Annotated in this window: 22 protein-coding genes; 15 read left to right on the top strand and 7 right to left on the bottom strand. The window is 68.2% G+C overall.

Annotated features, from left to right (window positions below; translation table 11 throughout):
* Positions 1-66 precede the first annotated feature (66 nt).
* The gene (locus RM812_RS17415; RefSeq protein ID WP_311573492.1) at positions 67-648 is read left to right on the top strand and encodes a TMEM165/GDT1 family protein; all 582 of its coding nucleotides are present in this window, start codon (positions 67-69) and stop codon (positions 646-648) included.
* 149 nt (positions 649-797) lie between these two features.
* On the top strand, positions 798-1,457 hold the full coding sequence (locus RM812_RS17410) for an HAD family hydrolase (protein WP_311573491.1): 660 nt from the start codon (positions 798-800) through the stop codon (positions 1,455-1,457).
* 432 nt (positions 1,458-1,889) lie between these two features.
* Here RM812_RS17410 and RM812_RS17405 read toward each other — a convergent pair whose 3' ends face one another.
* Positions 1,890-3,083 carry a peptidoglycan-binding protein gene (locus tag RM812_RS17405; protein WP_311573490.1) on the bottom strand — a complete coding sequence of 398 codons (1,194 nt, stop codon included), beginning with the start codon at positions 3,081-3,083 and terminating at the stop codon, positions 1,890-1,892.
* Positions 3,084-3,276: 193 nt separating this feature from the next.
* On the opposite strand from RM812_RS17405, the gene RM812_RS17400 reads away from it, so the two are divergent.
* The gene (locus RM812_RS17400) at positions 3,277-5,361 is read left to right on the top strand and encodes an MDR family MFS transporter (protein ID WP_311573489.1); all 2,085 of its coding nucleotides are present in this window, start codon (positions 3,277-3,279) and stop codon (positions 5,359-5,361) included.
* A gap of 15 nt (positions 5,362-5,376) precedes the next feature.
* On the opposite strand, the gene RM812_RS17395 is transcribed toward RM812_RS17400, so the two are convergent.
* The gene (locus RM812_RS17395; RefSeq protein ID WP_311573488.1) at positions 5,377-5,877 is read right to left on the bottom strand and encodes a GNAT family N-acetyltransferase; all 501 of its coding nucleotides are present in this window, start codon (positions 5,875-5,877) and stop codon (positions 5,377-5,379) included.
* A 163-nt stretch (positions 5,878-6,040) separates the two neighbouring features.
* Here RM812_RS17395 and RM812_RS17390 point away from each other — a divergent pair, with 163 nt between their 5' ends.
* Both RM812_RS17390 and RM812_RS17385 read left to right on the top strand, forming a co-directional pair.
* Positions 6,041-6,706, top strand: a complete 666-nt coding sequence (locus tag RM812_RS17390) for a hypothetical protein (RefSeq protein WP_311573487.1) — start codon at positions 6,041-6,043, stop codon at positions 6,704-6,706.
* Positions 6,707-7,113: 407 nt separating this feature from the next.
* Entirely contained in the window at positions 7,114-7,470 is a 357-nt protein-coding gene (locus RM812_RS17385) for a hypothetical protein (RefSeq protein WP_311573486.1), read from the top strand.
* Between the two features lie 10 nt (positions 7,471-7,480).
* Here RM812_RS17385 and RM812_RS17380 read toward each other — a convergent pair whose 3' ends face one another.
* On the bottom strand, positions 7,481-7,906 hold the full coding sequence (locus tag RM812_RS17380; protein ID WP_311573485.1) for a DnaJ family domain-containing protein: 426 nt from the start codon (positions 7,904-7,906) through the stop codon (positions 7,481-7,483).
* Positions 7,907-7,927: 21 nt separating this feature from the next.
* Here RM812_RS17380 and RM812_RS17375 point away from each other — a divergent pair, with 21 nt between their 5' ends.
* The 7 genes from RM812_RS17375 to RM812_RS17345 all read left to right on the top strand — a co-directional run bounded on the left by RM812_RS17375 (position 7,928) and on the right by RM812_RS17345 (position 13,825).
* A complete protein-coding gene (locus RM812_RS17375) occupies positions 7,928-9,448 on the top strand; it encodes a recombinase family protein (RefSeq protein WP_311573483.1) in 1,521 nt (506 codons plus the stop codon).
* Between the two features lie 92 nt (positions 9,449-9,540).
* Positions 9,541-9,780 (top strand): hypothetical protein, encoded by a 240-nt coding sequence (locus tag RM812_RS17370; RefSeq protein WP_311573482.1) that lies wholly within the window; start codon positions 9,541-9,543, stop codon positions 9,778-9,780.
* Positions 9,781-9,846: 66 nt separating this feature from the next.
* Positions 9,847-10,062, top strand: coding sequence for a hypothetical protein (locus RM812_RS17365; protein ID WP_311573481.1), 216 nt, complete (start codon positions 9,847-9,849; stop codon positions 10,060-10,062).
* The gene (locus tag RM812_RS17360; RefSeq protein ID WP_311573480.1) at positions 10,052-10,483 is read left to right on the top strand and encodes a hypothetical protein; all 432 of its coding nucleotides are present in this window, start codon (positions 10,052-10,054) and stop codon (positions 10,481-10,483) included. Before RM812_RS17365 ends, RM812_RS17360 begins: the two co-directional genes overlap by 11 nt.
* Before the next feature lie 690 nt (positions 10,484-11,173).
* Entirely contained in the window at positions 11,174-11,434 is a 261-nt protein-coding gene (locus tag RM812_RS17355; RefSeq protein ID WP_311573479.1) for a helix-turn-helix domain-containing protein, read from the top strand.
* A 16-nt stretch (positions 11,435-11,450) separates the two neighbouring features.
* A complete protein-coding gene (locus tag RM812_RS17350) occupies positions 11,451-13,034 on the top strand; it encodes a right-handed parallel beta-helix repeat-containing protein (protein WP_311573478.1) in 1,584 nt (527 codons plus the stop codon).
* Positions 13,034-13,825 carry a hypothetical protein gene (locus RM812_RS17345; RefSeq protein ID WP_311573477.1) on the top strand — a complete coding sequence of 264 codons (792 nt, stop codon included), beginning with the start codon at positions 13,034-13,036 and terminating at the stop codon, positions 13,823-13,825. Before RM812_RS17350 ends, RM812_RS17345 begins: the two co-directional genes overlap by 1 nt.
* Positions 13,826-14,279: 454 nt before the next feature.
* On the opposite strand, the gene RM812_RS17340 is transcribed toward RM812_RS17345, so the two are convergent.
* On the bottom strand, positions 14,280-14,495 hold the full coding sequence (locus RM812_RS17340) for a winged helix-turn-helix domain-containing protein (protein WP_311573476.1): 216 nt from the start codon (positions 14,493-14,495) through the stop codon (positions 14,280-14,282).
* 150 nt (positions 14,496-14,645) lie between these two features.
* Between RM812_RS17340 and RM812_RS17335 the strand changes: the two genes are divergently transcribed.
* Both RM812_RS17335 and RM812_RS17330 read left to right on the top strand, forming a co-directional pair.
* Positions 14,646-14,957, top strand: coding sequence for a hypothetical protein (locus tag RM812_RS17335; protein WP_311573475.1), 312 nt, complete (start codon positions 14,646-14,648; stop codon positions 14,955-14,957).
* Between the two features lie 263 nt (positions 14,958-15,220).
* The gene (locus RM812_RS17330) at positions 15,221-15,613 is read left to right on the top strand and encodes an FHA domain-containing protein (RefSeq protein ID WP_311573474.1); all 393 of its coding nucleotides are present in this window, start codon (positions 15,221-15,223) and stop codon (positions 15,611-15,613) included.
* 47 nt (positions 15,614-15,660) lie between these two features.
* Here the strand turns inward: RM812_RS17330 and RM812_RS17325 are convergent, their stop codons facing one another.
* Positions 15,661-16,332 (bottom strand): O-methyltransferase, encoded by a 672-nt coding sequence (locus tag RM812_RS17325; RefSeq protein ID WP_311573473.1) that lies wholly within the window; start codon positions 16,330-16,332, stop codon positions 15,661-15,663.
* Between the two features lie 162 nt (positions 16,333-16,494).
* The gene (gene proP / locus RM812_RS17320) at positions 16,495-17,892 is read right to left on the bottom strand and encodes a glycine betaine/L-proline transporter ProP (RefSeq protein ID WP_311573472.1); all 1,398 of its coding nucleotides are present in this window, start codon (positions 17,890-17,892) and stop codon (positions 16,495-16,497) included.
* Positions 17,893-18,423: 531 nt separating this feature from the next.
* Here proP and RM812_RS17315 point away from each other — a divergent pair.
* Positions 18,424-20,733, top strand: a complete 2,310-nt coding sequence (locus RM812_RS17315; RefSeq protein ID WP_311573471.1) for a bifunctional glycosyltransferase 87/phosphatase PAP2 family protein — start codon at positions 18,424-18,426, stop codon at positions 20,731-20,733.
* Here the strand turns inward: RM812_RS17315 and RM812_RS17310 are convergent.
* On the bottom strand, positions 20,684-22,369 hold the full coding sequence (locus RM812_RS17310; protein ID WP_311573470.1) for a hypothetical protein: 1,686 nt from the start codon (positions 22,367-22,369) through the stop codon (positions 20,684-20,686). The two genes, RM812_RS17315 and RM812_RS17310, sit on opposite strands and share 50 nt — an antisense overlap.
* Between the last annotated feature and the right edge of the window lie 60 nt (positions 22,370-22,429).

The raw sequence follows: 22,429 nt of genomic DNA, 5'->3' as shown, positions 1-22,429 counted from the left end.
TGCCGAGGTGTCCTGCGCGAAGGATCAGCACTCTCGGCGGGGCGGCCCCGACCGATAGAGGACCCCTTGATCAGCTTCACCGTGACGGCGCTCGTCTTCGGCGTCGTCTTCCTCGCCGAACTCCCGGACAAGACCGCGCTCGCCGGCCTCGTCCTCGGCACGCGCTACCGCGCCTCGTACGTCTTCGCCGGCGTCGCCGCCGCCTTCGCGCTGCACGTCGTACTCGCCGTCGCGGCCGGCAGTGTGCTGACCCTGCTGCCGCAGCAGATCGTGCACGCGCTGACCGGAGTGCTGTTCCTGGGCGGCGCCGCCGTGCTGCTGATGAAGAAGGGCGACGAGGACGAGGACATCCGCAAGCCCGAGGACCAGTCCTTCTGGAAGGTCGCCGGGGCCGGCTTCATGCTCATCCTGGTCGCCGAGTTCGGCGACCTGACGCAGATCATGACGGCCAACCTCGCGGCCCGCTACGACGACCCGCTCTCCGTCGGCCTGGGCGCGGTGCTGGCGCTGTGGGCGGTGGCCGGGCTCGGCATCGTCGGCGGAAAGGCCCTGATGAAGCGGGTGCCGCTGGCGCTGATCACCAAGGTGGCGGCGCTGCTGATGACGGGCCTCGGCGTGTGGAGCCTGTGGGAGGCGGTCGCCGGCTGAGCGGGCGAACGGACGGTGAACGGTCGCCCGGGGCGGTGGCGCGAGCCCGACCTGTTTTGTACCGTGGAGAAACAAAGTGGCTCCCGCCCGTTTTCCCTGACCGGCGGGCGGGGCCGCCTTGTCCCCACCCCGCGCCTTGGAGTCTGCCGATGACGGCCACCACCGTTCTCACCGCCCGTGCCCTGCTGCTCGACATGGACGGCACCCTCGTCAATTCGGACGCCGCCGTCGAGCGTGTCTGGCGGCGCTGGGCCGACCGGCAGGGGCTGGACGGCGACGAGGTCATGAAGGTCGTCCACGGACGGCAGGGCTACGCCTCGATGGCGCTGCTGCTGCCGGACCGGCCCATGGAGCAGAACCACGCCGACAACGCGCGCATGCTCGCCGAGGAGACCGCCGACACCGAGGGCGTCGTCGCGATCCCCGGGGCGCCGGAGTTCCTCGCCTCGCTGCGCGGCCTGTCGCACGCCCTGGTGACCTCGGCCGACGTTCCGCTGTCCACCGCGCGGATGGCCGCTGCCGGGCTCGCCCTGCCCGACGTCCGCATCACCGCGGAGTCCGTCGGGGCCAGCAAGCCCGACCCCGAGGGCTTCCTCAAGGGCGCCGCCGAACTGGGCATCGCCCCCGCCGACTGCATCGCCTTCGAGGACTCCGGCGCCGGCATCACGGCCGCGCGCGCCGCCGGGATGCGGGTCGTGGGGGTCGGCCCGCGAGCCGGTCTGCACGGGCCGGACGTGGTCGTCGAGGACCTGACGCGGGTCCGGGTGGAGGCCGGAGCGGACGGAACGCTGCGGCTGCACATCGGCTGACGGGACGACGCGAGTCCGGGGGCCGAGCCCCGCCGACGGTCGCCGTGCGCGCGGGCGGGGCGTCTGCGCTTGCCGTGCCGGGGGCTCACGTGTTCGCGCTGCCCGTGCCCGGGGTTCTCGTGTTCGTGCCGCCCGTGCCGGCGCTTCCGGTGCGTGCGCCCCGCGTTCACGGCTGCCGTGTCTGCGCTTCCCGCGCCCTCCGCGCCCGCCCCACCCCTCACCTCGTGTGTTCGGGGCCGCCGTGCCCCCGCTTGGGCTTCTGCGTAGACGGCTCCGGCGTACGAGGCTCCTGTGAACCGCGGCGCCCGCGCCCGCGCCTCCGCCGACCGCGCCGCCGTGGACCGCTGGCCCTCGCCGACCGTGGCGGTTGCTGATGCCCTCGCACCGATGTTTCCCGCGCCCGCGCCCGCGCCTCCCGCATCCGCCGTGCGCCTACCGGCCCCGTGTCTCCGACTCCAGCTGGCGGCGGGTGGCCTGGCCGTACACGCCGAGTTCGTCCGTGCGGATGCCGCGGGACCACTGGAAGTTGCGGACCGACTCCTCGACCTGCTGGTCGAAGGTGCCGTCGATGTCGCCGGTGTAGAGGTACACCTTGGTCAGCCGCTGCTGGAGTTCGGCGACCTCGGGGCCGCGGTCGCCGCGGTGCAGCGGGGAGCCGTTGTCGTGGTCCTGGTCGTGCCCGTCGGACTCCTCCGTCGGGTCGGCGGTCGGCGTCGTCGTCGTGCTCTGCGTCGGTTCGGCCGACCGGGACGGCGTGGGTGACGCGTTCGATGCCGACGGGGACGGCGAGGTCGACGGACTCGTACTGGGCGATGCGGAGGCGGAAGCGGAGGCCGACGGCGACGCGGAGGCCGGCGGGGCGGACGTGGGGCTCGGTGCGGGGGTCGTCGAGGCCTTGCCGGTCGACGGGTCCGGCACGCTCGCCCTGACCTCGTCCGGCAGCGCCCCGTCCCGCGAGGGGGCCTCGTAGGAGAACAGCCCGCCGGCGAATCCGGCCGCGCCCACCACGACCACGACCGCCGCCGCGGCACTGAGCAGTACGCCCCGGCGCCGTCGGCGCGGTGGACGCCCGCCGTCACCGTCCGGGCCGGGGTCCACGGGCGTGGCCGGTCCGGACGGTCCCGCGGGTCCGGAGCCCGTGGGGGCCGACGTCTCGAACAGGCGCAGGTCGTGCGCGCTGGGCGGACCGGCCGAGGGTGCCAGGGGCGTGGGCAGTACCGAGGTCGCCTCCGTGGCCGCGCCGGGCGGCTCGGTGCCGACGGCGCGCAGCGTCATGGTGGCGTCCGGGTCGGGCGTCGGCGCGGGTGCGGAGGCCGGTGTCCCGGGTGCCGGCGTCCTGGACGGTGGCGTCGTGTCCAGCGGCGTGGCGGACGGCGGCGTGGCGGACGGCGGCGTGGCGGGTTCGCCGGTGCCGTCCAGTTCCACGTACGGCCGTATGCGCAGCGGATCGAAGTCCTCCGCCGCGGCCGCCTGTGCCGTGCGCGCGTCGCGCAGGGCGTCGGCCGCCCGCACCCCGCAGGAGCAGGAGGGCGTGTTGTCCGCCTCCCTGGCCGCTCCGCACTCCGGGCACGGGTGCCCCGGGGCCGCCCCCTGCGGGTCCTGCGACGGCTTCTTCTGCTGCTCCACGCGTTCGTCCCTCCCCTCGCGACTCCCCTCGCGAACTCCAGAGATTATGCAGATTTTCTCCATACTCCCGCGCGTACGCCCCCGGAATACCGGCTTCCCCCAGGACTGAACAGGCCGTAAACGGACACACCGGCCAGGATGGACGAGGTGCGCGACGCGACGGCACCTGGGAGACACCGCGTGGGAGGTTTCGATGGCTCCAGATGTGCGCGAGACGGCGGACAACCCGGCGGACGACCCGGCGAAGTCCCCCGGGCGGGAACCAGGGGGCGAGGGGCAGGAGCAGGTCTCCGGTGGCGTGCTCGTCTCGATCGGAGCCCTGCTCCTCGGCATGCTGCTCGCCGCCCTCGACCAGACCATCGTGTCGACGGCGCTGCCCACCATCGTCAGTGACCTGGGCGGCCTGGAGCACCTGTCCTGGGTGGTCACCGCGTACCTGCTGGCCGCGACCGCCGCGACCCCGCTGTGGGGCAAGCTCGGCGACCAGTACGGGCGCAAGAGGCTGTTCCAGGCGGCCATCGGGATCTTCCTGGTCGGCTCGGCGCTGTGCGGCGTGGCGCAGAGCATGCCCGAGCTGATCGCCTTCCGGGCGCTGCAGGGCCTGGGCGGCGGCGGCCTCATGGTGCTGTCGATGGCGATCGTCGGCGACCTGGTCCCACCCCGCGAACGCGGGCGCTACCAGGGGCTGTTCGGCGCGGTCTTCGGCGCGACCAGCGTGCTGGGGCCGCTGCTCGGCGGAGTCTTCACCGAGCATCTGAGCTGGCGCTGGGTCTTCTACGTCAACCTGCCCATCGGCGTCGTCGCCCTCGCCGTGATCGCGGCGGTCCTGCACATCCCGCGCCGGGCCACCCGGCACACCATCGACTACCTCGGCACCCTGCTCATCGCCTCCGTCGCCACCTGCCTGGTGCTGGTGGCCTCGCTCGGCGGCACGACCTGGGCCTGGGGTTCGCCGCAGATCATCGGTCTGGCGGTGCTGGGGGTCGTCCTCGCCGCCGTGTTCGTGGCCGTCGAGCGCAAGGCCGCGGAGCCCGTCCTCCCCCTCGAACTGTTCCGCGTCCGCACCTTCACGCTCTCCGCCGTCATCAGCTTCGTCGTCGGCTTCGCGATGTTCGGCGCGATGACCTACCTGCCGACGTTCCTCCAGGTCGTGCAGGGTGTCAGCCCGACCCTGTCCGGTGTGCACATGCTGCCGATGGTGGTCGGCGTGCTGCTGGCGTCGACCGGCTCCGGGCAGATCGTCAGCCGCACCGGCCGCTGGAAGGTGTTCCCCGTCCTGGGGACCGCCGTGACCACCCTCGGCCTGCTCCTGCTGCACCAGCTCGACGAGAACAGCTCGACCGCCGAGATGAGCGCGTACTTCTTCGTCTTCGGCCTGGGCCTCGGCCTGGTGATGCAGGTCCTCGTCCTCATCGTGCAGAACGCCGTGTCGTACGAGGACCTGGGCGTCGCCACCTCCGGTGCGACCTTCTTCCGCTCCATCGGCGCGGCCTTCGGTGTCGCCGTCTTCGGCACGATCTTCGCGGGCCGCCTCGGCGACCGGCTCGCCGACGCCTTCCGGGGCCAGGGGCTCCCGCCCGGAGTCTCCGCGGACACCCTGAAGGGGGACCCGCGCGGCATCGCCGCCCTGCCGCCCGCACTGCGTCCGGAGGCGCTGCACGCATACGCCTCCTCCATCACCGACGTCTTCCTGTACGGAGCCCCCGTCGCCCTCCTCGGCTTCGTGCTGGCCTGGTTCCTGAAGGAGGACCGGCTGCGCGGCTCCGTCACGGCACCGGACGGCACGCAGACCTTCGCCAGCAACCCGGTGGAGCGTTCCTCGCACGACGAGGTGTGCCGTGCGCTGTCCGTGCTCGGCACCCGCGAGGGCCGCCGGGAGATCTACCGGAGGATCACCGCGCGGGCGGGCTACGACCTGCTGCCGGCGTCGAGCTGGATGCTGCTGCGGGTCAGGAGGTACGGCCGGGTCGAGCCGGCCGTGCTGGCCGAGCGCAGCCCGGTCCCGCTGGCCACCGTCATGGCCGCCGCCCGCCAGGTGGAGGAACGGAACCTCGCCGTCCGCGAGGGCCCCGACCTGGTCCTCACCGACCGGGGACGCGAGGTCGCCGAGGGGCTGGCGCGGGCCCGTGAGGACTCCCTGGCCGAGCTGCTCGGCGACTGGTGGGGCCCGGACCGCCCGACCGACCTGGTGCGGCTCGTGAAGGAACTCACCGGTGAGCTGTGCGGCTCGGAGCGGGAGCGCCCGCACGACCGGCGCACACCGGCGCGGGTCGGCTGACCCGGTCGGTCGGAGTCAGGCGACGGGCGGGAGCGGCTTCACGAACCAGTGCTCGGCGTACGGGCCCTCCTTGTACGCCTCGGTCTCCGTGTAGCCGAGGCGCGCGTACAGAGCGCGGGCCTCGACGAGGTCGCCGCGCGTGTCGAGGACCATCCGCGACGCCCCGAGCGCCCGTGCCGCGTCCTCGGCGGCCCGCACGAGCAGCGCGGCACCGCCCCGGCCGCGCATCCCCTGGTACAGGAAGACCCGGGTGAGTTCGGCGGTGGTGTCGTCCAGCAGCCGTACGCCCGAGGTACCGGCCGGTTCGGCGCCGTACCGCGCGACCAGCAACTGCCCCCGGGGCGGTACGAGGTCGGCGCCGGAGTCGGCGGCGATCTCCCGCTCCAGCTCGCCCGGGTCGGTGCGCCGCCCCTCGTGCAGCAGGTACCAGCGGTCGCTGACCTCCGTGTAGTACGCGCGCCAGAGGGCGGCGGCGACGGGGGAGTCGTGCGGTTCCGGGGCGACGGTCCAGGTCATGACCGGCATTGTCGGGACGGACCGGCCCGGTGCGCGAGCGTATTTTCCCATCGCTGGGCCGTCGGCGCGCGCCGGGCGCCGTTTGAGGGCGGACTCCGGGGCAACCCGGACGACGAACCGGCCCGCTCGGAAAGCCGGCGGGCCGAGAACCCGGAAGGCACTCATGTCCACAGGCGTGATCATCGCTTTGATCGTGATCGTGGCGGTCGTGCTCGTCGTCGCGGCCGTCCTTGCCCTGCGCGCACGGGGTCCCCAGCACGGCGGAAGCCTGAAGCGGCGCTTCGGGCCCGAGTACGACCGGGCCGTGGCCCGGCACGACGGCGACACCAAGGCCGCCGAGCGCGAGCTGGCCGGGCGCGTGGAGCGGCACGGGTCGCTGCACGAGAGGCCGCTGGAGCCGGCCGAGCGCGAGCGCTTCGAGGCGCGCTGGACCGCGGCCCAGGAGCGCTTCGTCGACTCCCCGCGGGAGGCGGTCGGCGAGGCGGACAGGCTGCTCGCGGAGCTGGCCGGCGCCCGGGGCTTCCCGGACGGCGGGCAGTACGAGGAGCAGCTCGCGGCGCTGTCCGTGCACCACGCGCACCACGTCGACGGCTACCGGCGCGTGCACCGCGTGACGCACGCGCGCGGGGACGGGGCCCAGGACAGCGGCGCGGGCACGGAGGAGATGCGCGCGTCCATGGTGGAGGCCCGCGCGCTGTTCGAGGACCTGGTACGCCCGGGCCGTCAGGACGGCGGCCGGCACCGTGCCGGGACACCCGGCGACGGACGGGCGCCGGCCCGCGCGCACCACACCTGGTCGTTCCACAAGAGCCGGCCGAAGGAGAGTTGAGGGAGATGTCCGAGGTGACCCGGCAGCCCGGCGGCACCCCCGCCGAGCGAGAGGGGCAGACACCCGACGCCCGCGGCGAGACGGCACTGGGCACGGGCCCGCCGAGCGGGACCGGCCCGGCGCCCGGTACCGGCTCTGCGCTCGGTACCGGCTCTGCGCTCGGTACCGGCTCTGCGCCCGGGACCGGCCCGGCGTCCGGCACGGAACCGGGGGCCGGTACAGGCTCTGCGCCCGGGACCGGCCCGGCGTCCGGTACCGGCTCTGCGCCCGGGACCGGCCCGGTGGCCGAGAGCGGCCCGGCGTCCGGCGCGGGCTCGGCGGCCGGTACCGGTCCTGCGGTCGGCGCGGGCCCGGTGGGCGGTGCGGGCTCTCGGCCTGGGACCGGCCCGGCGCCCGGGACCGGTTCGGTGTCCGGCACGGGCTCGGCGGCCGGTATCGGTCCGGTGGCCGGTGCCTCCGGTGGGACGGCGGCGGGCGGCGGGGCGCTTCTCCCGCATGAGGAGAGCGACAGGCTCGGTCAGCGGCTGCACCACGCGGTGGTGGGGTTCGTCGACGCGCCCCGAGCCTCCGTCGAGGAGGCCGACCGCGTCCTCGAGGAGCTCACCGCCCGCTTGACGGACGCCGTGACGCACCGCCGCCGCAGCCTGCGCGCGTCCTGGCAGAACACCGGCGACGACAACCGCGCGACCAGCACCGACACCGAACAACTCCGCCTCGCCCTGCGGGACTACCGCGAGCTGGCGGACCGCCTGACGCGCCTGTGACGCGCGGGCGTCACCGATCCGCCCGGCGCTCCCGCCACTGCCGTACGACCTCTTCGACGTCGTAGGGCTTCAGACCCAGTGGGGGGCCGGGCGGCGGCTTGAACATGACGTCGCGGATCTTGACGTTGATCTCCTCGACGATTCTGCGGACGATCCGCTCCGACGGCGCGTTCGCCGCCGCCTCCAGGGCGTCCTCCGCCTCCTTGCGCAGCGCCAGCGTGGGCGGCACCACCGAGAACCCTTCGCGGGCCATCTTCCGTTTGACCCACCACAGTTCGTCGTACGTGGACTCGACGTCACTCGGAAGGGGCTTGCCCGCGCCGGGCAACCGGTCGAACTCGCCGCGCGCGTCCGCATCGCGGATCTGTTTGTGGATCCAGACTGAGTGACGAAACTGCGCTACTCTGAAGACAGAGGGTGCGGCAGGGGGCCGCACCCCTGGGGGAGAGGTCAGTCAGTGCGAAGGGTCCTGTTTGCGGAGCGCATCTCTGATGACCGCAATGAGAAGTCAGATTCCATTGAGAGCCAGCACGACAAACTGACCCGGCGTGCTGAGACAGAGGGCGCCACGGTCGTTGGTACTGCGGTTGACCTCTCTGTCTCGGGTGACGTTGACCCGTTCCAGCGCAAGGAACTTGGCCCTTGGCTGACAGAGGAGAACCTGTCCAAGTGGGACGAACTTTGGGTGTCGACACAGGACCGACTATCCCGGGATGACATTCACTTCCTGCGCTTTGTCTTTTGGGCCATCGAGCACAACAAGACTGTCCTTGTGTTGGATGACCCTGGCTTCAATGAGCAGATGCACTCCCGTACCGGCCGGCTGCTCCTGCATGCCAAGGGCCTTGGCCCTGCTATGGAGCTGGACAGGATCAAGGCACGGACCAAGGACAGCCACGAACGACGCAGGTTCACCACTCGATGGACGGGAGGTATCCCCCCGTTTGGCTACCGTCCGGTCAAGCGGTACTTGGACGGGAAGACAGCGACGTACCTAGAGCAAGATCCTGACATGGTCAAGGTGTTGCAAGAGATGCGGCGACAGGTTCTTGCCGGACAGTCGTTCTTTGGTGTGGCCAAGGCTCTGAATGAGTCAGGGGAACACACTGCCCGGGACCGTGCCAGGCTGCGCCGCGGTAAGCCTGTGCACCGTCGTGGCGCGGCAGAGGGCGTACCGGAGCAGTGGAGCGAGACAACCGTTAAGTCCTTGCTCAGGGATCCTGCCCTACTCGGCTACAAGAAGCACAAGGGTGAGGTGCTGTACGACAGTCAGGGACAGCCTGTACAGGTGGCAGAGCCTATTTTCACAGAGGAAGAGTGGGAAGTCCTACAAGCAGCCGTTGAGGCTCGGATCCAGACCAAGGTGCGACGAGTCAACGGCACGTCACCTCTGTACGGTGTTGTCTGGTGTGGACAGTGTGGCAGTAAGGCAATCCACAAGTCATCCGTCCATAGCGGTGTGGACTACCGGTACTACACCTGTGGGGCGTGGCCCAAGGAAGATCGGTGCCGCGGTATTTCGGTCCGTGCTGCGGAAGTTGAAGAGTGGATTGAGATCTACTTCCTACAGCGCTACGGACAGGAGCGAGTGACCGAGAAAGTATGGGTCCCTGGGACGGACAACACTAGGGAGCTGGAAGCTACCCGCAAGCGCATCTCTCGTCTGCGGCACCTGTACGTAGAGGGGGAGTTCGAGGACAACCCCAAGGAATACAGGGATCGCATGCATGCTCTGAGGGCGCGAGAGACAGAGCTAGCCGCGGAACCTGTGGTTGAGGGCCACTGGTCTGAAACAGACACAGGACAGACGTTCCTAGAGCTGTGGGGGACTCTGGACTTGGAAGGCCAGAGGAAGCAACTGATCAAGTCTGGCTACCGGATTGAGGTAGGGCGTAAGACGTTTGACGTCACGCCGGCCCCGGAATCCTGGCCAGAGCGCAAGACAAGGATGGAGCACCTAGGCCTGTCCGGGGAATAACCCACGCTACACCGTTGTTACATTGGCAGAGGGGCGCCCTGTCGCCAAACTGAACGCCCCTCTGTCTCTCGTGAGAGAGAGGTAACCCTAACATGGGTCTGTACGTAGACGAGAACGGTGAGGAACTGTCAGACTGGGAGGAAGGACAGTTGGAGACGTTGACCGAACTGGTCAACACTTTGGGGGATCACTGGAGTGCAGGAACCTTGACCCTAGGAGCAGCGGTCAAGATCTACGCACAGACTGCATGCCTGTCTGAGGACGAGTCCGCAGAGTTCCTGACAGGGATATGGGCAAACCATATGCTTGAGTCTCTGAGATACAACAACTGAACAAGTAGTAGAAGCAGGGCCCGTGACACACGTTACGGGCCCTTTGTCGTGTCTGGAGAGGACAGGATGACTAAGGCAGAAAAGGAACTTGCCATCGAACGTGTGGGATCGATGGTTTGGCGTGGAGCTATGGACATGACTGCGGCTGTCTGGTTTGTGGCCGGCCTGTACAAGGTGGATTGGCCTGAGGCAGAAGACATGATTCATGACGCCATGGTCAATTCCATGGCAGAGGAGATTGACAAGGTAACCGCAAGGATGGGAGACAAGCGTGACCACTGAACAGATCAATAGCGGGAAGGTAGATTGTGATCCTTGGGCGGAAAAGAGCCCTTGGATAGTCGATCAAGAGCGACGGGAGGCTGCGGAGAAAGCGGCTGAGGCTGCTAGAGAGAAAGAGCGCTTTAAGGCCGCATGGGTGGACATGACCAAACGCCCTAATGAATGGCTTCAGATAGTCAACCGACAGGATGTCAAGGACTCCGCGGTACGTGTAGCCGTGGCCTTGGCTAGCTTCGGAGGAAACGGGAACACCCAAGGCGTGTTCCCCACTATCGACACGGTTACAGAGATGCTGCCCAAAGGCCGGCGAACTGTGGAACGAGGGTTTGAGGCTCTGAGGGAGGCAGACCTCATCCGAGAGCAGAGCCGAACCTTTAACGGACCGGTGACCTACCGACTTGGAGCTATGCCGGACGCCTAGGGTGTACGTCAGATCTGACGGGGGGTGTACGTCAGATGTGGCGTACTAACTTCTAACACTAACTTCCTCCTAGTCTCCTTAAGAGACTAGGAGTATTTACCTTGGCTAGTAGGAACAAGATCCTTTGACTGTCTGTCTTCGATTAGGGATCTCAGACAGCCACGGCAAGGAGGGAACGGAGAGACCGACTGTCAAACTAGTCAGCCTTCAAGGCTGGCAGTGAGACCAGCCATTTAATGGCTGTGAGGAACGAAGGTGACGACATACCTTGTCCCGCGCCCCTCAGAGCCTCTGTATGGCTCTGAGGCGGCTTCAGAGTGGTTCCCTGGCCTCCTTGGTCATCTGAGCCCCTGGGAGGCTCTTAGAAGGCCGTACAGAGCCTTGGTAGCTCTGTGGTCCCTCCTGGTGTGATCTGTGCCTCACTTCCCCCCTTGGGTGTCACAAAGGGGTGTCGAGTGACACCTACGTCATAGGTAGGGAGAAGAGCGGAGAAGTTCTCACCCCTAGTCGGCATCAGCAATGCTGACGCCTCTTCCGCGGTTTGTAGTCATGCATGATCCCCCTCCTTGCTCAGCGCTGGTCCCGAATTGCCCAGGGAAGTGGCCCCGGTCTTTCTGGCCGGGGCCATTTTTCATGCATGCTGATACCCCTTTCACACCGCATGACACCTCACAGACAAGGAAGCAACCAATGAGCGATATCAACGTGTGGGACCCCGGTAGCTGGGGCGTCATTAGGAAGGTCCGTGGCATCTCTTATTGCGAGATAGCCAAGGCATGCCAAGTCCATGACCACACACCACAGAAGTGGTTTACAGGCGCCACGGCCCCCACATTGTCCCATCAACTCAAGTTGGCCAGGGTGCTGGGTATCTCCCTGGAAGACGCCCTCTCTGGCGTTTCTGACCCTGATGTGCGTAGCGCCATTCGCTACGCCCTGAACAACGACTGACCAAAGGGGAACTTGTATGGCTAGGAACTTGTTTGGCGGCACAGCCGCAGATGTGGCCGAGAATATAGATGGTTCTCGGGCCCCCGGTGCTGAGGGGACCGTATGGAACGGTCCCACAGAGGAAGCTACACAGATCACTGACCTATTGGATTCCTCGGGTATTCCCATGCAGGTGCTTACCGCGGACTCTCAGGGCATGGTGGGGCCTTTTTACGGCCCGGATAATATCACCCTGGTCTACGCCGACTTTGGCGCCGGCCGTGTGGCCATGGTCCCGATCAACACTGCCGGAGTGCTGGCCTTCCACCTGACCGCGGATGACCCTCACGGCTCCAAGCGAGCTGCTGTTGCCGAGATTACGACTCAGAGGGGCGTTGCAAATGGCTTTGCCACTCTTGGCCCTGATGGCAAGGTACTGCCTGCACAGCTCCCTGACGCCCTCGGAGAGGGCGGGAGTAGCAATGACTGGCACAACGTCAAGGCAGCTTCATATGGGGCCCTAGGAGACGGTATAGCGGATGACACCCCGGCCATTCAGGCAGCTATTGAAGCTGCTGACTATGGCGGGGTTGTCTACTTCCCCAAGGGGGTCTACAAGGTCTCACAGCCCCTAGACCTTCCCCGCGGTGTGACTCTCCTGGGGTCCCACAGCAACCTAATGGTGGGCCCCGGGATGGTTGGTGACGAGTGGCCGTGCTATTTGCAGGCTGCGCCCACGTTCAATACAGGCGCCATGATTACCATCATTGGTGAGGACGATGGGGATCATCCTGCAATCAATGGGGAGCAACGCATCATTAATCTGATGCTTGATGGCTCTAAGGTGCCTACTGGTGGCCTTGACGGTATCTATGCCAAGGGTAATGTGCAGAACGTTGTGCTGAGGGACGTCTGTATTCGTCAGATGCCGAACAACGGCATCATTACCGCAGGTGCTGCCAACGGTGATTGGCCTTACTCGTGGCGTCTTCACTCCGTGATGGTAGACAACTGTCACGTCAATGGGATGGTGTTCGAACGGAACACTGATATCACCCTGGAAGACTGCCAGGTAATTGGATGTTGGTCTACGGGATTTAAGCTCATCAACTGTGCAAACGGCATAGTGACTCATTGTCGTGCCGAGTGGAACGGCAACTATGGGTTTCACATTGCCGGGGGTTGGGGTAACTGGCCCGGGTCGGGCTCCATGTCCCTAATCGGATGCTCTACCGACAGGAATGGTTGGGATGGGGTGCGCCACGATGCTAGCGGCAATGGTGGCTTCCTTATCCAGGGGCTCATGACCCGTAGGGATGGCCGTAATGGTGGTCCTGGTGGTGGAGGTTATGCCGGCCTACGTCTTAGCGGTACTGCTCCTGTAGTTGTCACTGGTCTTACTTGCTATGTGGGTACGGATGACGGGGGTACCGCGAACACGTCCCCTGACTACGGAGTGCACATTTCCGGGGCCAAGGATGTGAGTATCAACTCCGCCTACCTCCATGCCCTCTTGGAAGGCATCCACAACGACGGTACCAATGAGCGGATCAGGCTTGGTACTGAGATTACAACGACCGTAGGGAACAACTTCTCTGAGGACCGGACACCGATCGTTTAATGGGAGACAACATGACTACGAATAACTTTGAGCCCCCGAAGGACCTTTCGCTTTCCTCTAAGGTTAAGGGGCTGCGTAAGGCGTATGAAGATGCCGTGGCTAGGTTGGAAACGTACCGGCAGGAGAATGCCCGGTACGCCCCTCGTAGGACTCTCAATGCCTTGGATCAGTACGTGTACCACGTTTCCGCAGTGCAGGAGGCTGAGAGGGACCTCCGAGAGCAGGAGATTGAGGCCGCTGCGGCAGGTAAGGCGCTGCCTGACCGCGATAAGGTGCTGCGCGCTATCCTGACCAAGGTAGACGAATACAAGCGCATGGTGCCGGCTCTTGAGGCTCTGGTTACCAAGGCTCGTAAGGCCTTTGAGGACGGGGTCCGGGAAGAGCTCGTGCCGATGGGCCTTAGGGAAGCTGCCAAGGCTGTCAAGGCTCGTGAGGAATGGGAGCGACTGTATAAGGCTGCCATGGAAGCCAAGGCGACTCTGGAGAGGCATGCAGGGCTGTTCTCATGGGTTGTGACCGCCGGCGATATCGACACCGTTCCGCGGCTCGGACACTCCCAGGGTGACAACCTGGAGTATTGGGAACTCAACTCCGATGGGATGCTTACTTGGGAAGCATCCCTGGCCCTGGAATATCAGAGTGAGACCGTTGGGATTACGTCTCTCGTCAAGGTTCCTGGCCTTATTGAGCCGAACCCCAACCCGCCGGTTGTGGAGGAGTACAACCACAATCCCAAGCCCCGGCATTTCCTTGCCAAGGCGAATGGCTATGGAGATGATTGGGAACACTGACACTGGCAATTGGGCCCCTGCTTCGGCGGGGGCCCTTGTTCTGTTTCTCGGGATTTCAAGCCAAGTAGAAATAGAATGTCTTCCGCTGTCTCATCTGATAGTGGAGGGGCTTTCTCAAGCCACTTTGCAATCCACTCTTCTTGGTTCAACCGTACTGCTCCTCAGACTTCTGAGAATTTCAAAACCCGTACATGACGGGGTGCAAGGACCACGTACGGGTATGTTCGTGATCTTGAACGAGAACAACCCGTACACGATTGAAGGAAGGCCACCCCGGCGGGTCTCACGACATGGAACACAAGCATTACCCCGGGTATGTGCAAGGGAATAAAGCGTGTGAGTTCATAGCGTGCCAGCATGTCCTAGATGAGTGGCGCCTGAAACAAGTGCAGTCATCCCAAGGGCAAGCAGGAGACAGGGCGCCTAGACAGGGCCAAAGTGTCCCTAGGAAACGTCAGGCGACGAACGTGCCCCAACCTGGGGAGGCTATGAGCAGTCCACGGTTCTTGAGGTCACGTACAGCCTTGGCCACAGTCGACGGAGCGACGTCGAACTCCACACTGAGAGGCACGGCACCAGGAAGCTGTGAGCCCTTGGGGTAGGTGCCGTCGGCTATCCGCTCCTCAAGTGCCTTGGCTACACGTCGCCACGGCGGCAGTGCTGCGTCCATGCGGATCATGCTCAGCTATCGCGCTAGATACTGCATCCGCGCTATGCTCGCTATGCGCGATTGGCTTGCTACGAAGCAAGCTACAAAGGACGGGCCGGCAGGGAGCTAGCGACTCACCTACCGACCCTTGCCCCTATGGAGGTAGGGACCATGAGCATCATCCCAGAGGGACAGGGAGCGCCGGGGAAGACTGTCATCTGTGAGGCAGGTGGCAGGGTCGAGCAACTTCTACAAGGGGCACTCCTCGTGCCGCGGATCTCTGAGGCTCAGGATGTGCAGTCCCGAGAAGAGACAGTGCTCAGGGTTGCCAGGCAGGACATCGCACGGGCTCTGTCTGTGGCAGAGGACGGAGCGGTGACCAAGGCTGAACTCACTAGGGCTCTGTTCTTCCTGGCACAGTCCACCAGGGCCGCTGTCGACGTGGCGGAGTCTCGGCAGGAGCGGATGGACGACATGGCCTAGCCGGCCCCCACACCCTGAGACTGACCCCCTGGTGAGCCGATGACCAGGGGGTCTACTCATGCCCAGATCTACGGACAGTCATCATCCCTGGTCACGAGCGGTCTTTGTGTAAAGGTCTGAATCTGTTTGTCGACCCAGGACTCGAAGTCGACGCCGGGTGGCTTTCGCTCGGTCATGACCCCATTGTGCCGGACACCGCCGCGCCGGCCGATCTATCATGCGGCGGCGATACGCCAACGAGGGACCTCTCCGAAGGAGCGCACGTGCTCGAACTCACCATGGCCGCCGTCACCGCGGCGGACGCGGGCGCCACGGCCGGCATGCAGATGGCCGACGCGCCCAGCGAGCCGGGCACGGTGCTGCGGGTGGGCCGGGACAGGTCCGTGTGCCGGCTGGTCACGCCGGACGACTGGCTGTTCGTCTCCCGGGTCCACCTGGAGTTCCGGTGCGGCCCCGACGGCACGTGGCAGGTGACGTGGCTGCGGGGCTCGCAGCCGGACCCGTCCTCCGACGTGCGGCTCACCGTCGGCACGTACGCGCAGTCCCTGGCCTACGGCGGCACCGCGCCGCTGCCGAGGGGCGGCAGCGGCGAGATCGTGGTGCAGGACCGCACGGAGCCGCGCAGCGTCAACGTCGGCTTCTACCACGAGGCCTGAGACGCCAGGCTGAGACGCGAGGCGTGACACGCGAGGCCTGAGACGCGTCAGGCGAGCACCCGCGCCAGCGCGAACCCGTCGTACCCCTTGCTGCCCACCGTCTGGACGGCCGTGCCGCTGAGCCGCGGGTGGCTGCCGATCAGCTCGATGGCGGCGCGGGTGCCCCGCACGTCGTCGGCGGTGCTGTCGGCGTCGGCCACGCGGCCGCCGCGGACCACGTTGTCGACGACGATCAGGCTGCCGGTGCTGGTGAGCTTCAGGGCCCACTCGAGGTAGTGCGGGTTGTTGCCCTTGTCGGCGTCGATGAAGACCAGGTCGAAGGGCGCCGGGTTCTCGTCGGCGAGCTCCGGCAGCGTCTCCAGCGCCGGGCCCACGCGCACGTCGACGAGGGCGTCGAGTCCCGCGCGGGCGATGTTGCGGGTGGCGACCTCGGCGTGCCGGTCGCTGTACTCCAGCGTGACCAGGCGGCCGTCGGCGGGCAGGGCACGGGCCAGCCAGATGGTGCTGTAGCCGCCGAGGGTGCCGATCTCCAGGATGGTGCGGGCGCCCTGGATCTGGGCGAGGAGCTGCAGGAGTTTGCCCTGGTTGGCGGTGACGTTCACCTGCGGCAGCCCGGCGGCGTCACTCTCCCTCAGGGCGGCCTCCAGCGGGTCGTCGTTCGGGCTGAGGTGGTTGATGAAGTAGGCGTCGACGTCGTCCCAGAGCCGCGACTCGCTCATGCCGGGGGCCTTCCGTGTGCGTCGTTAGGGTTTCTAAGTAGATGCGCTAACGAAGATAGCCCCGGGGCGGTGGTGTGTCAGGCGATGGCGTGGGCGTGTCCCCCGCGGGGCCCGGCCTGTCGTGGCGACCTGATCCGAACGACAGGCCCTGGGCCCCTGTCCTCAGGCCTCCACGGCCGGCGCCGACCCCGGCAGCGGCCGGCCCGCGGACTCGCTCATGAACCACACCGCCACGCCACCGACCACGGCCGCGGCCATCATGTAGTAGGCGGGCATCATCATGTTGCCCGTGGCCCCGATCAGCGCGGTCACCACCAGCGGCGTCGTCCCGCCGAACAGCGACACCGACACGTTGAAGCCGATCGACAGCGACCCGTAGCGCACGCGGGTCGGGAACAGCGCCGGCAGCGCGGACGGCATCGCCGCCGTGAAGCACACCAGCAGCAGGCCCAGCGCCGCCATGCCCAGGGCCACCGCCACCAGACTGCCCTGGCGGATCAGCAGCAGCGCCGGGACGGACAGCAGCAGGAAGCCCGCGCAGCCCGCCGCGATCACCGGCCGCCGCCCGACCCGGTCGGTCAGCGCGCCCGCGAACGGCTGCACGACCATCATCAGCGCCATCACGGCCAGCACGACCAGCAGCCCGTGCGTCGCGTCGTACTTCAGCTCGCTCGTCAGATAGCTCGGCATGTACGACAGCAGCATGTAGTCGGTGACGTTGAAGACCAGCACCAGGCCGACGCAGAGCAGCAGTGCCTTCCACTGCCCGCTGACCATCTCGCGCAGCGGCACCTTGGGCCGCTCCGCCTCCGCCTTCTCGACCTCGGCCGCGAACGCCGGCGTCTCCTCCAGCCGCATCCGCAGGTACAGCCCGATGATGCCCATCGGCCCGGCGATCAGGAACGGGATGCGCCAGCCCCAGGACGTCAGGTCGCCGTCGGACAGCAGCGCCGTCATCAGGGTCACCAGTCCCGCACCGCCGATGTACCCGGCGAGGGTGCCGAATTCCAGCCAGCTTCCGAGGAACCCGCGCCGCTTGTCCGGCGCGTACTCGGCGATGAAGGTGGACGCGCCCGCGTACTCACCGCCCGTGGAGAATCCCTGCACCAGTCGCGCGGCCAGCAGCAGCACCGGCGCCCAGACGCCGATCGTCGCGTACGAGGGGATCAGCCCGATGGCGAACGTGCCCGCCGCCATCATGATCATCGTGACGGCGAGGACCTTCTGCCGGCCGACCCGGTCGCCCAGCGGACCGAAGACCATGCCGCCGAGCGGCCGGACCAGGAACGCCGCGGCGAAGGCGCCGAACGTGGAGAGAAGCTGCGCGGTCGGGTTGCCCGACGGGAAGAAGACCTTGCCCAGCGTCACGGCGATGTAGCTGTAGACGCCGAAGTCGAACCACTCCATCGCGTTGCCGAGCGCCGCCGCCTTCACGGCGCGCCGGACGAGGGCGGGGTCGGTGGCGGTGGGGGTGGTACCGGTCCCGGCGGAGGGGACCGGCGCCGGAGACGAGGAGGAGTTCGTGCGGGACGGATGAGCGGCGATGGGGACGGCCGACAAAACTTCGCTCGCCTGCTTTCGACGGGGACAGGGACACCACGACCCGCACGGCGGCACTGTCGCCGGGCCGGAAAGAGGCCCGCGACACGCGCCGCAGGCCGAAAAGCGACCATAGGCGCTGATGCGCCGCTTACGCCCGGTACGCCTGTCGTTGCACAGTGCACCAAAAGGACCCGCACGCAGGGACGTCTGCGGGTGGCGGCGCGCGCCGCCGGTTCGTGACCTGTGATCCTTCTCGCTCCGGCGGGAGGCGTCCGAACGGCTCCCGCACTATCGTCGTCCGGATGAATGGCCGAACGGATGACCGAACGGGTGCGGCCGGGCGAATAGCGGAAAATCGAACAGACAGTCGGACAGTCGGCCGGGTGACTGGCGGACAGTCGAAAAATACGGGATAAAACGGGCGTCTGTCAGGTGGAACGAGGGCTGCCTGCGTCTCCCTCCGGGGGTGGTGCGAGCCTCATAGGGTTCGCAAGGACAGCACTCCGCGTTCACGGGCGCGGGACGAGCGGGGCGGGAGGCCGACGAGGCGTGGCGAATGCGGAGCACAGTGGGCGACCGGCGGAGGCTTTCGGAGCACCCGCCGTCGATGCGACCAGAGCGCGGATGCGCCTCGCGCGGTTGGGCCTGTGGCTGGTCGCCGCCGTCCTCGCCGTACGACAGCTGGCCACGGTCCTCGGCAGCCCCAGCGGGGAACGGCTGACGGACCTGGAGACCTGGGTCGGGGAGCACGGGGTCCTGCACGTGGAGGGGTCCCTGTACGACTCCACGCAGTTCACCGGCACCCCCTTCGTCGGCCTCGTCCTCAAACCGTTCACCCGCGCCGCCGAGCAGGCCCTCGGCTGGGGCTGGACCTTCGGCTCACTGCTGCTGGTCGTCGCCCTCGGCCTGGTGGCCGCGCGCGCCCTGCCCCGGCCGGTGGGACGCCGTACGGCGCTGCTGGCGGCGCCCGTGGCCATCAGCCTGCTGATGCTGTCGCTGCCCGTGCGCAACGCGCTGTGGCTCGGCCAGACCAGCATCATCCCGGTGCTCCTCGTCCTGCTGGGCTGCTTCGCCGTACGCGGTGAGCACGGCGACCGGATCGGCGGCGCGCTGATCGGCGTCGCCGCCGCGTTCCAGCCGACCGTGCTCCTCTTCGTCCCCCTGCTGTGGTTCACCGACCGCAGACGGGCCGCCGTCTCCACGGGAGTCACCTTCCTCGCCTGCACCGCCGTCGCCTGGGCGGCCATGGCGCAGGACTCCTACACCTACTGGGTCCACCACATGGCCGGCGTGGGGCTGGGCGGCGAGGCCGACGACCTCGCCAACCAGTCGCTGCACGGCGCCCTGCTGCGGCTCGGCCTCTCCGGCCCGCTGGAGACCGTCCTCTTCCTCGTCCTCGGTACGGCCGTGGCGGTGCTCGCCCTGCGCCGCGCGGTGCGCTACGCCCGCGACGGCCAGCTGCTGCTCGCGGTCGCCGTCACCGGCTGCGCGGCCGTCGTGGTGTCTCCGGCCACCTGGCAGCACCAGCTCCTGTGGGTGCTGCCCGCCGTCGTCGGCAGGGTCGGCAAGCGCGCCTCCGACCGGTACGTGTGGCCGGTCGCCGTCGTCCTCGTGATGACGCTGCCCGCGAAGATGATGCTGCCGAACATGGCGTCCCTCTACCCGCTGCGCGACAACGTCGTGCTGCTCGCGGCGCTGGCCGCCGCCGTCGCCGTGCCCTTCCTGTCCCGCACGTCGCCGTACTTCGACACCCCGGTCCCGACGAGCTACGCGCCCCCGGTCCCGACCCGCTTCAGGCACGTCCCCCTGCTGCCCTTCCTGCGCCGGGTCCTCACCCGACCCAACCTGCTCCTCGAGCTCCTGCTCATCCGGGTCACCTACGCCGCCTACTCCCAGGTCCGCCTCGCGGCGACCGGCGGCAGCAACTCGGCCGGCCGGACCCGTGCCGAGGAGCACGGCCGGCAGATCCTCGACATCGAGCGCTTCCTGCACATCGACATCGAGCACGCGATCAACCACGCGGTGGTCGGGGTCGGCTGGCTGCGGGACTTCTTCGACTTCTACTACACGTCGTTCCACTTCGTCGTGCCGCTGACCGTCCTCGGCGTCCTGTACTGGCGCCGCCCCGTCGACTACCGCTGGGCCCGCGCCTCCCTCGGCTTCGCCACGCTGCTGGCCCTGGTCGGCTTCTGGCTGTACCCGCTGGCGCCGCCGCGGCTGATGCCGGGGCTCGGGATCATCGACACGGTCCACGGCGTGCAGGACTTCTCGAAGCCGGACTACGGCACGCTGACGCACCTGACCAACCAGTACGCGGCGATGCCGTCGCTGCACTTCGGCTGGTCGCTGTGGTGCGGGCTGGCGATCGCGATCATCGCGCCGAAGGTGTGGATGAAGGCCCTGGGCCTCCTCCACCCCCTCTTCACCGTCTCGGCGATCGTGGCGACCGGCAACCACTGGGTGCTGGACGCGGTGGGCGGCGCGGCCGTGGTCGTGGCGGGCTTCGGCCTGGCCTACCTGTTCCAGGGCCCGAGGGCCCGGACGGTGACCGCGGCGGCCACGGCCACCGGCACAGCGGGGGGCGCGGTCGAGGCCGCGGCCGGTGTCCCGGCCGGGACGGCCAGGACACTGGCCCAGACGCTGGCCGAGTCCCCGGCCCAGACACCGGCCAAGTCCCTGACCAAGCCCCCGGTCCAGACACCGGCCAAGTCCCTGACCAAGCCCCCGGTCCAGACACCGGCCAAGTCCCCGGCCAAGCCCCCGGTCCAGACGCCGGCCGAGGAAACGACCGCCGCCCCGGCCGACGACGTCAGCAGCGGTCCTGCGCCGGGGCCGGCGGAAGGCCGTACCGTGAGCTGATCCGGTACTCGCCGGGCGCCGGCACGGTCAGCCGCGTGAACTCGCCGTCGCGGGTGAGGCACCCGCCGTCGGTGCGCAGCCACGGCGACCAGGCGACCCGCACGGTCACCGGGCCGGGCCGGTCCACCCGCAGCACCAGTTCGGCGCTGCTGGTCGTCACCACGGTGCCGGGCGCGGAGACGAGCGGTACGGCGTCCCGCACCCGGTACACCCGCCAGTGCTCGTCCTGCCAGACGGGTTCCAGCCACTCGGGCCGCAGGGCCGGGTCCCGCACGAGCGCGGCCTCGTCCTCGGCGGGGCCGTCCGGCCTGCCGAGCGGCAGTACGACGAAGCCGACCGCCCAGCGATCCAGCCAGGCCCGGTAGGTGGCCGCGGAGAAGGTGCCGTCGTAGAAGAGGCGCGCGCGTTCCACATCGAGCTGCCGGTTCCAGCCGCGGGCCATGTTGACGTGCGGGGCGAGGCCGACCGCCTCGCGGTGGTTGCGGGCGGGCACCACCTCCACCCGCGTGCGGTCGGCACCGAGTCCGTCCAGTGCCCGCACGACACCGTCCGTCTCGGCGGCCCAGGCGGGAACGACGGTGGACACCCTCAGGTCGGAGACGGTCTTCTTCCCCACCCACCCGACGGAGAAGACGAGCGCGACGACCAGCAGACCGCGCCCGAGCTGCCGAAGCCGGGGCGCCGTGAGCAGGGTCGCGAGGAGCGGGGGTGCGGTGAACTGGGGCGCGGCGAGCAGGGCCGCGGCCAGCACGGCGGGCGCGAACAGCTCCGCGAACCGCTCGACGTTCGTGCCGACCGGCGAGGCGACGAGGTACGTCAGCACGGTCCCGGCCGCGTAGACGGCGCCGCTCCACCGGGCGATCCGCCACGTGCGCGGGGCCAGCACGGTGACGGCGAGGCCGAGCACGACCGGCGGCCATATTCGGTCCGCCGGCATGGGCTGCTCCCCGGTGAAGGGGAACAGCAGCGTGATCAGCCCGACGACCGCGGCGGGCGGTACGAGGAGCACGAGAGCGCGCCCCCAGTCCCGTACGAGCAGGAACGCCGCCCCGACGACGGCCAGGAACAGCCCGGCCACCGGCGAGGCCATGGTCGCGAGCGCGGCGTAGGCGGCGGCGAGGAACAACCGCCTCTCGCCGGTGAGCAGCACACAGGCGGCCAGTCCGAGGGCGACGCCGAGGGCGAAGGTCGTCCGCCCCGAGGCGACGTCGCACCACAGGGCGAGCGAGGCGAGCAGCGCGGGCCACACCGGTCTGGGCACGCCGGTCCGCTTGATCAGCACGGCCGCCAGCCAGGAGGCGGCCACTCCGGACGCCACGGTGACCGTGCGCACGCCGAGCGCGGCCATCAGATACGGCGAGATCACGCTGTAGTTGGCGGTGTGCATCCCGCCGTACCAGAACAGCCCGTAGGCCGAGGAGCCGTGCCGTGAGGCGAAGTCGGCCCACGCCTCCTGCGCGGCGAGGTCACCGCCACCGGTGGCGAGGAACGCCCACCACACCGCGTACAGCGGGACGGTGGGCAGCGTGGCGAGCAGGGGCACGCGATGCCGGCGCGCGAAGGCACGCAGGGTGTCGCTCGGCCGTCTGTCCGTACGCCGTTCTGGCCGGGGGACGGTGACTTCGGCAGGGACCACGGTCGGGGTTTCCGTTCGGCTTCCAGGGCGTGCCCGGCGTGGGCACACGTGCGAAGACGA

Origin of the sequence: Streptomyces lancefieldiae (genome assembly GCF_031845825.1) — a bacterium.
GTDB classification, from domain to species: Bacteria; Actinomycetota; Actinomycetes; order Streptomycetales; family Streptomycetaceae; genus Streptomyces; species Streptomyces lancefieldiae.
The sequence above is the reverse complement of the archived record's forward strand: the minus strand, read 5'-3'. Positions and strand labels throughout refer to the sequence as shown.